The sequence below is a fragment of the Mycobacterium sp. 050128 genome, from assembly GCF_036409155.1.
In the GTDB taxonomy this organism is placed as follows: domain Bacteria; phylum Actinomycetota; class Actinomycetes; order Mycobacteriales; family Mycobacteriaceae; genus Mycobacterium.
Genome location: NZ_JAZGLW010000017.1, coordinates 1 through 11,906, shown reverse-complemented (window position 1 = coordinate 11,906; position 11,906 = coordinate 1). Strand labels below are relative to the sequence as shown.

General features: G+C 62.6%; 7 protein-coding genes and 1 pseudogene. 6 read left to right on the top strand and 2 right to left on the bottom strand.

From position 1 onward, the window contains the following. Window positions 1-1,118, bottom strand: a 1,118-nt coding sequence (locus SKC41_RS31220) for a peptidase (RefSeq protein WP_330981514.1), incomplete at its 3' end; no start/stop codon positions are given. A gap of 1,337 nt (window positions 1,119-2,455) precedes the next feature. On the opposite strand from SKC41_RS31220, the pseudogene SKC41_RS31215 reads away from it, so the two are divergent. After that, a pseudogene (locus SKC41_RS31215) lies at window positions 2,456-3,198 on the top strand (DUF1275 family protein). Window positions 3,199-4,636: 1,438 nt separating this feature from the next. Here SKC41_RS31215 and SKC41_RS31210 read toward each other — a convergent pair. Beyond that, window positions 4,637-4,840, bottom strand: a complete 204-nt coding sequence (locus SKC41_RS31210; protein WP_330981513.1) for a hypothetical protein — start codon at window positions 4,838-4,840, stop codon at window positions 4,637-4,639. 2,278 nt (window positions 4,841-7,118) lie between these two features. Between SKC41_RS31210 and SKC41_RS31200 the strand changes: the two genes are divergently transcribed. The 5 genes from SKC41_RS31200 (at window position 7,119) to SKC41_RS31180 (ending at window position 11,811) form a co-directional block, all read left to right on the top strand. Beyond that, entirely contained in the window at window positions 7,119-7,700 is a 582-nt protein-coding gene (locus tag SKC41_RS31200) for a hypothetical protein (protein ID WP_330981512.1), read from the top strand. 107 nt (window positions 7,701-7,807) lie between these two features. Next, complete coding sequence (locus SKC41_RS31195) at window positions 7,808-8,449, top strand: DUF4396 domain-containing protein (protein ID WP_330981511.1); 642 nt, start codon at window positions 7,808-7,810, stop codon at window positions 8,447-8,449. A 361-nt stretch (window positions 8,450-8,810) separates the two neighbouring features. After that, a complete protein-coding gene (locus SKC41_RS31190; protein WP_330981510.1) occupies window positions 8,811-10,046 on the top strand; it encodes a PPE family protein in 1,236 nt (411 codons plus the stop codon). Window positions 10,047-10,048: 2 nt separating this feature from the next. Beyond that, window positions 10,049-11,440, top strand: a complete 1,392-nt coding sequence (locus SKC41_RS31185) for a PPE family protein (protein WP_330981509.1) — start codon at window positions 10,049-10,051, stop codon at window positions 11,438-11,440. A 44-nt stretch (window positions 11,441-11,484) separates the two neighbouring features. Beyond that, on the top strand, window positions 11,485-11,811 hold the full coding sequence (locus tag SKC41_RS31180; protein ID WP_442931875.1) for a DUF732 domain-containing protein: 327 nt from the start codon (window positions 11,485-11,487) through the stop codon (window positions 11,809-11,811). The last annotated feature ends 95 nt before the right edge of the window (window positions 11,812-11,906 follow it).

The window sequence follows — 11,906 nt, the reverse complement described above, 5'->3', positions numbered from 1 at the left end:
GGCAGGGCATGCTCTGTCATGTCAGCAGGTCTCCCCATCGCCACCAGGGCTGGTAGGTCGACCACAATGGTGTTGGTGGCCGGACAGTAAGACGCCGGCGGGCCGGCTTGCGCACCAGGACAATTGGCCGCCCTGTAGGACAACGTTGGCGGATTCTTCGGCGAAAAGATCTTTCCCATCAGCTCCAACAGCGCCGACAACGTCACTTCGTTGATCGAAACCTCACCGGTCTCCGGGGCTTCGCCGGGCTTGGCCCGCAACATCGTCGGCAGATTGCCGCGGCGTTGCTCGATTTCCTTCACAGTAATGCCCGCGCACGCCGAGGGGCCGCCGAGGAAACCTATCTGAAAGGCACTGATCCGATCCAACGCCGACCCATGTTCGTCATCCATTTCGGCATCGGAGTCCATCACGGGGTCACGCGTGGTGATGATCCCGGCCAGCACGTGGTCGAGCCCGTCAGCGGCACTTAGCGTGAAGCGTGGCGACTTACCTTGAGCTACCCAAAACAGATAGACACCTGCGAAACAATCGGCTTGCTGCTCGCGCACGAGGGTGGGGTCTTTCCTCGTCACCAGTTTCGCCATCTGCTGCAGGGCGTGCCCGTACTCGTGCGCTAACACAGCAGTGACAGACATGTCGCCAAAGTACTGCCGCACAACCGCCATGAACCCCCTCCGATCCCAGGCGATCAAGTTGCACCCTGAGGTGAAAAAGGCGTTGAGGACTTGGTAGGTCTTGTTGCGGCACACCATCGGACTCGTCGGATCGGTGGAGTCGTAGGAGACTAGCGTGCCAACCCGGACGAAAGTGCCGCTCAGTGATTCGCCGTAAGTTGCCTGCCAGTAGTCCTCGAGCTCGTTGACCGATAGCAACGACAACTTATCGATATTCCCGTTGTCGGTGTTGACCACCGTGCCGGTGGGACCGGGTGCGTTGGAACGAATCCCGCTCGGACCGTTAATCGCGAGCAGTCCCCCCACCCTGAATGGGTTGTCAAACATCGACAACCCACGCCCGTCGACGACCGTCGAGCATCCTGCTACCAGCAATACCGTGCTAGCGCAGGCGAATGCCACCTTCACCCCAACCGGACAATCATGGCGCGCGTAGCCCATGGCTGGGTGAGCGTCCATCACCTGACCGCGCAGCGGACTGAACATTATCGGTACGTTGTGTACACGAATCCCTGGGTCACGGCTGCGGTTTCGCGGGAGTGGGCCTTGGCGGGTTAATAGGGCCGCAATTCAACCCCGGAATACACCCGCCGTTACTTGGATCGGGGACAATGACATTGGTAGCCGGCGCAGAAGGATCCGCTGGGGGCGCCGGCGTCAGGCTGGAGGCAGGGTCTGCGATCGGTGTGGTGGTGTTGTTCGACAATTCACCTGCGCCGAATCCAACCGCCAAGGCCAGAATGGTTGCTCCGCCGGCCAGTGTGATCGCGGTTTTGCTGTGGGACTTCATCATGTTCTCCCTTCTATGCAAGGGCTGTCGCCCTCATCACCGTCAAACTTAACCTGTTATACCCTGCGGGGGTAGGGACCTAAGTCCTCTCCGGATGTAGCCCGACAGAACCCACGCGATGGGCAGGCGCCGCGCCAGAGTCTGGGCGGTTGGCCCCTGTACGGTGAGTTTTGGCCGCTGCTCGGCGCGATGGTGGCCGACGTCGCGATGACGGTGATTTCCGAGTTTCGCCCACGCGTATCGGCTAAGACGAGACGCCTCCGATGGCGATCACGCAGGCACATTAATTACGTTGAACACCAGAGGAACAATCCAATGACTGACACACCGCTGTGACAATTGAGGCGTACCAGGTCCACGGCCGGCGTGTCGAAATGGGGACCGGACTTGCCGCTGGCAATCGGCGCTCACCGCCATGACTGTCCCCCGCGGACACGACTTTATACCCTACCGGGGTAATAAATAAGCGCGGCTGGCGTTAAAGCCAGTGCGGGTCACACCAGCTGACCGGCGAGGCCTCCGGGCACCCATGGGATTGCAGGGGTACAGTCGCCCTGCGCACACTGTCGGTTGGACGGTGGCGCGGCCGTTGGTCAATCGATGCCCACTGCAACGAGTGTGAGCGCAGAACACTGCTGCACTTCGATGTTCAGCTACGTGAGATGCGTTCCAGCTCAATCTCTTCCGCCGACCCGCGGCCGAGTTCGCGGACCGCTGCGCAAGCGGATGTCACCTTCAGCGCAGACAACAACACGATTTCGAGCACGAAACAGCTTTTAGCGCAGCAAATTTCATAGATGTGCACTCGCCTACAAGGATGTCGCTCGCGGTTTCCTCGTGGCCGACATCCAACCGCGCCACAGCTGAGGACGCCCCTGTCCGCCGACACTCGCGACGGGCCGGTGGCTGGCGCCAATATGGCGTTGCAACCAGCCGCGGACTACTCGCCCGCACCGCCAGGAGCCGACTGCTTTGTAGAATTAGCCGTATGCGCGAAATGTTCGATAGCGAAACGCGATTGTCATGGGTCCTGGCCGCGTTGGCCGGGTTGATTGGGGCCGCGGCATTTACCCATTCCGCCGGATACTTTGTGACGTTCATGACCGGCAACACCGAACGTGCGGCGTTGGGGTACTTCCGCCATCAGCCCTGGCTGGCTCTGACAGCGTCACTGCTGTTGGCGGCGTTCGTCGTTGGCGTGGTTGTTGCATCGTTATGCCGGCGCCACTTTTGGGTGGAGCACGCCCATGGCCCGACGGTACTCACCGCCTTGTCACTGGCCGCTGCCACTGTGGTCTGCGTTGCCACACACGGATGGTCGGCGACAGGCGAGCTCTCACTTACGCCGACCTTTTTTGTTGCGTTCGGAGTTGGTGCTCTCAACACTTCTTTGTGAAGGACGGCGAGGTCTCAACCCCGTTGAGCTACGTGACCGGCACGCTGGTCAAGATGGGCCAGGGTATCGAGCGTCACATCAACGGCGGCTCCGCGTCTGCGTGGCTGGGATACTTTCTGCTGTACCTAAGTTTAGTCGTTGGCGCTTCGGTCGGCGGAGGTATTAGCCTGGTTGCCAATGGGTCCCAGATGCTGGCGGTCGCCACCATCATTTGTTCGCTAACCGCCGGTTACACGCATCTCCATGGCAACCGTCGGGTCCTTGTGAAGCAGTCACGCAGCCAACGCTGGTCTAGCCGATCATTGGCAGGAGCACTTCGAAAGAGATCCCGTTGACGGGTCCCCTTGGTGGACGCCTCCGCGAATTCGACCTGCCTCGACGACGTGGCAAGACTAATGCTCGCATTGGAGCTGAGAGTCACCGGCAGCTCGGTGGCACCGAGGCAATGCTCTCACCCGGCGAAAATCATGAGGTGATAAGTCAGCTCATCCCAGACGATGAACGATGACGTCGGGCTGGCGTTGCGGTGCGCCCGCGCTGCGGGCGTCACATTCGCCGCGGCACTAGACACTAGGCACTAGGCAATCTGCACAACTCGTGCGGGCGTTGCCGTCGCTGCGCAGACATCGCCGCGGCGCTGCTGGGGTCGGTAAGCACAGCTGCGGTGAACGGAGCCACCGCGCCAATGGTCGCGGCGGGTGAACACAACCCGACACAATCAGCAATGTTGAACGTCGACGCGGTAGGTATCGCAGTCCGGCAGGATCAGTGACACGTTCACGCTTAGTGCGCTGCCGTCAGGAAATAGCGGCTCGTCGCTCCACGCCCATTTGATCAGGTCCTGGTCGCAAGGCCACCGTGACGAGCACCACTCGTGCACCCGCGCCTCTAGTCACCACACCACCGAGCGTAGAGCCCCTGGAATGAATTACCCCGTAAGAGTAAGTGGTAGGACGTGGGGGCAGAAAGTCGCCCATGCGGATTGGAGCGATCGGTACGCTCTCGAATCAAAACCCGGACGCACTGGTAGGCGGTGTCGCCACGGTGGCAGTAGCGGGTGGAGTCGGTGGCGGCGTTTTTATCAAGCGACACAACGACATCGACACCAATAGCGACCCGACCGCAGGGACACAACACGCGATCCACTCCTTAATCCGTCCGACGCTGACCCGCCACCATTGCCCAACTGTGCGGAGTGCCCGCGGCGCAAACGAATGTCCCAGTCCCAGTTTTGAACCGTGCCATCCGCCACGTGCCAGCGGTGAGATGTCAAGGAACTAGCGAGCGCTTGTGAGGCAGTGGCGCGACGCCGCATCCGGGTGGCTTCTGCTCCGAGCCCGTTTATTCTTGCTCAGCGTTAGGGCCGCGGCATGGTAGGTGCCGTCGTGCTCGGGGTTTGCTGAGGACCCGTCGGTCCGCCCGGACCCATTCCACCGGGTCCCATCATGCCGCCGCCAGGTCCCATCATGCCTCCAGATCCCATCATCGGACAGCTAACGTCACGGCCGACGTTGGAACCCCGATGCCAGCTGTACGGGCCGCCTGAGGATAAGCCCAAGAAGAACCCCGAGAATAAGATCACCGCCACTATGAACACGACACCGGCAACGATGCCCACCCACGCAGCGGCCTGACCCAGCCGACTAGGCCGATCAGATCGCGCATCATAATTCGGCTGGCCAGTCACGTTTATCGATTCCCTAGCTTCTGGAGTTTGCGTCATGCGTTAGACGCTGCCACACATATACCCTGCCGGGGTAGGGACCAACGGCCCTAAAACACCCAGCGGGCTGCCGCTCCGTCCGAAAAGCCTAACCCGAAGTAGTACGGGCCCCGTTCACCATTGAGAGCAAGGTCCCGAAACTCCACGTCGACCACGATGTATGACGACAGCACGTGCGGCAACGGCTCGGTGTGGATCGTCGGCTTGATTGTTTGATGTGCATCATCATCGTGTTGTTTTTCGACGGCGGCCACGACCCAGACCGTTCTTGCCATCGCCGACCCGGGGCTAATCGGTCCGCCCCACGACCAGTCGATGCAGCCTCAAGACGGACTCTCGGAGGGCTTTGCGTCCGGCGAGACCGACGAAGACAAACGCCGGCAACGCATTACGCTGCTGCGGGAATACCGCCAGTCAAGATGGCTAGGTTGAAACGGGCCGCAGTGCTCGCGAAGTTCGTTCCACTCGCTTCAGGCACTGTCATCGGTCTGCGCTTCGATATCGGACGCGCTGTGTATCCACACATACCAACGCCGGCCGGACGCCCTTACGCGGGAATGGTCACGTCGCGCAACGCAATCAACCGTGTTGTGGATGACCTTCCTGCGGGCCACCGCGCCACCCATCGTAAGTGCGAGAGTTCGCCGTCCAATCACCGGCGGGCGTGCGCGCAAGGAAGCTTCTGCCAGCCGCGGAAGTCTCGCGTCACACCTAATCGCAACTCTGCCAAGCAGTTAGCTACCGGGCGAGACGATTGCCATCCGGGAACAGGGCCTCACTTGGTCGCGGCGCTCGTGCCGTTGACCGCACTGCTGGAGATCGTGTGCGGATTGTGGCCGGCCGCTAGACGAGCCAATCGTTGTGGCTCACGCTAATACTGGCAAGCGCCACAATGATATTGGCGCCAATCACCGCAAACGCCGGGCTCTGGCTCTACCACTTGACGGCCAACCCCAGCCCCCTCTTGCACCAACTCGCCGCCCGTGGCAGCACAATGGTCACTTCTCAGCCGCCCTGCTGGCAATCGTGATCGGCCTCGTCATGTTGCGCATCACGGAACAGGGTTCCCAAAAGCCCCGGATTCTCCTGCATACCATCGTGGGCATAACAGTTCTCATCGTTGGGATCTCGTCAATGGTCCAGATCTACCGCGTGGCTGATCCTGGCGGGCCTTCGGTCTCGGATGAAGAGATAACGCGAATGGAGCAAGTTCGCGTAACACAACAAGCGACTGAAACGTCTGGTGTGCAACGTCATCCCTGCGCACAGACTGACCTCCGCTGGTCCCGTGTCTACCAAATGGCGTACGCCGCCGCCATCGAGTGGAGCCATCGGGGAGTCCAGGGCTCATACCTGGCCCGCGCTGGAACTGACGATCGAATTGATTCGCGACGGCTAGCGTGAAGCTAACAATGATGACGCCCTGGTGAGGTTTGCGCTAGCCCGAGGGGGTCCGCGTCGACCAGCACTTGCCCCCGGGTGTCGCTGGCCGCAGTTTCGCGCACCCCGAACGCGACAACCGCGCTGACATGCCACATCGATCAGCGACGCGATGCACGCACGGCCAACGAAAAAAGAGGCAGACGATGAAGACCCTAGGCGATCTGATCTGCCGCTCGGTTGCCTCCGCCGACGACGTACAGCCATTGATACCCGTTACAGGTAGTAGGTACCTCATCGATTGGGCAAACGTCGCCCGGCGCGGCATCGGTCGCCGCTTTTTCCTGGAAAGTCTGGTCTTTTCAGACGGACTGACAGCTGTTATGCCAGCGATCTCTGGCATATACCCCCCCGGAAATGCTAGCGTGAAGGTCGCTATGCGCCCCCGGGAACGTCATCCAAAACGCTGGTTGCGATACGTAACCAGCGCGGCGGTCGCTGTTTGGTTGCTCGGTATTACTGCTGGTTGCCACCTTCCCCATTCGGGACACCCCGCGCTTCACGGCGGGTCCGTGTTGACCGCTGCTGGCAAAACGATGGTTGCTGAATCGCCGCACAGGCCGAGCGCGGGTGTCGATTGCTGTTCGGTGGGACTCAAGGCCGGTACTCCTCTAATGCCGGCATGCCGAATACCCGATTTGGTTGCGCTTGACCTCATCGTCACGGTTGTGGCCATGGTTGCTTCGCTGGCCGGGCCGGTCCGGTCGACAACGCGAGGCCCTCCCCGCCCCGTTGATGTTGTCGTCCATCAATCGGGTCAAGCTATCCTGACCCGCCTCTGCATCTCTCGTCGCTGATCGATCTGCGCCCGCCGTGGTGCTCGGTTACCGCGGCCAGTGGGCGATGTTCAGATCCGTCGCCGCACAACGTCGCGGCATTTTGATGCAGAAAAGAGAACTTTATGAGGAACCTCCAACGCACTCGCTGCCTCGCAGCCCAGATCGTTAACAAGCGACAGGCGGTGTGGTCATGACAGCACAATCGAACCGAACCCCCAAGTGCCCCAGTGATCGGCACCGGGGTAACTGGATGCGCTGCCGCGTTAGTCCTGGCGCCTCACCGCTGGAATGTCACCGTGGTCTCCGACCGTGGGTGCTCGACGATGGCACCGCGATGCCTCGTGTGACCGTAGACCCTGCGCTGGCAATCGACACGAGCACCGAGGACCGTAACGTGGTCTTCATCGCGCCACGCGCCGACGACCACCTTCTGCTCGACGGATTGGTCGAACCCGGCGAATGCGAAACCGACCTCACCCTCAACAACTACCCGCCGACACGGGAGATCCTCAAGCGCTGCATCGACTTCACGCCGATCCTGCAGAAAGCTCGGCTAGAGACAGTTGACCCAATACGGTTGGAGCTGCGGCCTTTCCGTAGCACCGGTGTGCGCGAGCCAGGGGCGCCAATCGCGCACGACTATAGCCACGGCGGCGTCGGCGTCACATTGTCGCGGGGCTGCTCTTACCGAAGCGTCAGCTCGGCTTGCGGACTCCTTCGGGGTACGCGTGGCCTGAACCCCCTGCGCGCAACGATTAACAACTACCCATCAAAGGAGGATAAAGAAAATGCTGCTCAATGTGAGCTTGCGCTCGGGAGAAGCTATTCACCCCCAGCGCACAACGACCGGCGCGATGCCGCGCAGATATCCGATCGGCGCCAGCACCGTTGGTGAAGGGACGCGGTGACGTCATGAATATGAATATGGCCATGGGTACAGCGCCGACGTGGCTCACCATCGCCGGCTGGATTATCACGTGGACGGGGTTCGTTGTGGCCGCGATGATGATCGTCGACATTTATGTGCGTGGTTACCGCCAGCCGGAGCGTGCGATGGAAGCCGTTTGGCCGATCACCGCCGTCTATTCCGGCCCGCTGGCGCTGTGGGCCTACTACAAATGGGGTCGGCCCCTCACAACGAAATGGCAAGAACAGCAACAGTGGTCGCCCCAATGGGGTTTAGGGGTAACCGCGGTCACCCAGACCATCGCGGGCGGGGCCGCGTCATTCATCGGACACACCCTTGCGGTGCCCCTCGTGATGTGGACCGGGTGGACAATCGCTGGCAAACATGTCTGGGCAATGATCCTGCTGATTGCGGTGTTCGCGCTGCCACTGCTAATCGGTTTCGAGTACCGTTCGCTGGCTGATCAGATTCCTTCCACGGCTCGGCGACTCCAGATGGCGGTGCGGATTTCGGTGCTGGCGATCCTGGCTTTCGATCTGGGTATGGGTGCGATCATGGTTTTGGTGGCATTCGTGCTGCACTACGGACCCACGACAGCCGCGTTCTGGCTGCTTATGTGGGTGGGTATGTGGCTAGGCTTTGCTACCGCCTACCCAATGGTGTGGCGGCTGTTGGCCCGCAATGCGCCCGAACCAGTGCAGGCCACCCAGGCCGCCGACCCCTCGCGAACTGGGTAGGCCTACACCCCAGCGCGGCAGAAGATTTTCGGCCTGTCGACGTTAATCCGACCCGACGGAACCACTAAAGATGGCTACGCACAACGGATTTAACGAGCGACACCGCTACCGGCGGCCTTCCGGTGGCAAACGCCACCTCCTGTGCGGCGAAGCCTTCATCTGCTGGGCGGGTCGCATACGAGGGGCACCCTCAGAGATCCACCTGGTCCCCGAGGAGAAATACCCGGCCAGGCGCGAGATCTACGGCGACACAACGTTCTACAGGGGGACCCAGCACACCGTTACGGGGGGGCGATTGCCCGGATTCTTGCGCAAGCAGTGAAGCCGCCGGCGCGGCTGCGACCAGTTGAGGGGGCATGAGATGTTGGACTTCGGGGCGTTACCGCCGGAGATCAACTCCGGTCGAATGTATGTCGGTGCGGGATCGGGGCCGATGCTGGCCGCCGCGGCGGCATGGGACGAGTTGGCCGCCGAGCTCTATTCGACTGCGGCTCTGTATGGCTCGACAATTCAGAGTCTGTCCGTCGGTCCCTGGACCGGTCCCTCCTCGATCGCGATGGCCGCCGCGGCCACACCGTATGTGCAGTGGATGAGCGCGACGGGAGCGCAGGCCGAGCTGGCGGCCACTCAGGCCAAGCTGGCCGCGGGTGCCTACGAGGCGGCCTTCGTGGCGACGGTGCCGCCGCCCGTCATCGCGGCCAACCGCTCGCTGCTCGCGACATTGATCGCCACCAACATCCTGGGCCAGAACACCCCGGCGATCGCGGCCACCGAAGCCCAGTACATGGAGATGTGGGCGCAGGACGCCGCCGCGATGTACGGGTACGCCGGCTCGTCGGCGACGGCGTCGCGGCTGCAGCCGTTCACCGAGCCGCCGCAGACCACGAACGAATCCGCCTCGGGCAGGCAGGCGGCCGCGGTGGCTCAGTCGAGCACCTCGTCGGGCACCAATGCCGCGACACAGGTGTCCCAGCTGGCGGCCGCGGCGCCCGCGGCGACGTCACCAATCACCTTGCCGCCAGTGCCGCCGGCCCTGACCGCGTGGAACAACATCTTCTCGACCATCGCCTCGGGCCCGTATTCCCTGCAGGGCTTAACTTCCTTACCCGGTGGTCCGTTCTTGTCGTTCGGTCAGGCGTACGCCTGGGGCCAGAACGGGCAGAGCGCCGCGGCCTATCTGTCCGGGCCGAAATTCATCAAGGGGGCGTTGGAACCGCTGACCAGGGTGCCCAGCGCCGTTCACCCCATGCTGAGCTCCGCTGTCGGCGGGGCGCCGGTGACGGGCTCGATGGGCAAATCGGCTTTGGTCGGAAGCATGTCGGTGCCACAGGGGTGGACCGAAGCCGCCCCGAACATCAGGATGCTCGCGCAGTCGCTGCCCGCCAACCTGGCGGCCGTCCCGGCCGCATCGCTGATCGGCGAGGAAGGCGCGTTCAGCCAGATGGCTTTGTCCAGCCTGGCCGGTCGCGCCGTCGCCGCCACCTCGACCCACACGGTGAGCAGCAATGCCGCGACGGCAGCCGCCCTCGGCAGCCTCGTCGCCGAAGCGGACCCCGCCGCCGCCACCATCATCGTCATCCCGGAGCTGGAGGACTAAAGATGTTTTACGCAGCCTTTCCACCCGAGTTCAATTCGGGCCGGATGTACAGCGGTCCGGGAGCGGAGTCGTTGGTGACGGCGGCGACGGCCTGGGAGAACCTGGCCGCCGAATTGCAGTCCGCGGCGACCGCCTATTCGTCGGTGGTTTCGAATCTGACCGGCGGGGCCTGGGTGGGTCCGTCGTCGTTGGCCATGGCGGCCGCGGCCGCGCCCTACGTGGCGTGGATGCAGCAAACGGCGGCCCAGGCCGCCAAAACGGCGGCCCAATTGACCGAGGCGGCGGGCGCGTACGAAACGGCATTCGCCGCGCACGTGCCGCCGCCGCTGATCGCGGCCAACCGTGAACTGCTGACGCAGTTGATGGCGACCAACCTCTTCGGGCAGAACACCGGGGCGATCGCCGCCACCGAGGCGCAATACGCCGAAATGTGGGCCCAGGACGGCGAGGCGATGGACACCTACTTCGCGTCCTCGGCAACTGCGTCCGAGTTGGCGCCGTTCACCGAGGCGCCGCAGACGACCAACCCCGCAGGCACGGAGATGCAGGCTGCGGTCGCACCAACCACAGCCGCTGCGGCAGCCGCGGCACCAGCGGCCGCAGCTGCTGCCAGCGCGACCTCGGGCGGCCCGCTGCAATTTCTCTCGCAGCTCGCCACCGAGTACACAAACTTCATCAACGGGCTCTTCAACTCGGCCCTTGGGCCAAACGGATCAGCGTGGGTCAACGCTGTGTACACCGGCCTCAAGGGCCCACTCAGCTTTACCACCGGGTTCAACGACATCGGGCTGCTGATCAACTTCCCTGTGTCGCAATGGCTCAAGTTCGCGCCTCCGGTGGCGTACGGCGCACTCCCCAAAGACGCGCTGGGCGCTGGTCTGGGCGCGTTGGGCTTCACCCGGGGCACCCTGTTCGACGCGATCTCGCCCACGGCGGGTTTCGCTCGGGGCACGCTGGTCGGATCGCTGACGGTTCCGCCCAGTTGGGCCTCGTCGACGCCGGCGATCAGGACGGTGGCCGCCGCCTTGACGGCCGCCGGGCCGGAGGCCATCCCGGCGGCGGCGCTCAGCGAGGGAAGCCTGTTCAGCTCGTTGGGAATGGCGGGAATGCTCGGAAGCGCGATGGGCGCCGGAGGTCCCACCGTGGTAAACGCCGGTGTCCGCAACCGGATGAAACCGCTCAAAGACCTCAAAGATAAGAACTCGCCGGAACACCTGAAACGTTTGGTGGCACAGATTTCGGAGAAGCCCGAAACCGTGCAGCATCACAACGTCGATGAGAAAGGTCTCGACGCGCTGCTCGAGCAGCTGGCCAAGAAGCCGGGTATCCACGCGGTGCACCTAAAAAAGAAGAAGTCCAAGGTCATCCCGTCCGGAGATGCGCAATTAGGTTGAGGAACAACCTGATTCAGTGATCTGGCTCAGCACGAAAGAAGGTAATCATGAAACGGCTATTCGCGGTACTCGGTGTGTTCGCGATGATTGGCCTCGCGGCGCCGGCGTACGCCGAACCAGTGCCCGACCCCGACGGTGACGACGGGGCCTTCCTGGCTACGCTGCGCCAAGCCGGCTTCACCTTTTCCAGCGAAAGTGCTGCCATCGCGGCCGGCAGAGCTGTGTGCTCATCCTTGAACAACGGCGAATCGGGCCTGGAGCTGGTGCACGACGTGAAAAACCACAACCCCGGAATGAGTATGGAGATGGCATCGGACTTCGCGCTGATCTCGGCGAAGTTCTATTGCCCGCACCAACTCTCCAAAGCCTGACTCCAGGCGCTTCGGGTGACAGCCTGCTCGAGGTGCTCCAGCGCATCCCGGCCGAATGTAGCGGGCCGTCGGCAACCCGCCACCGGTCAGTGATG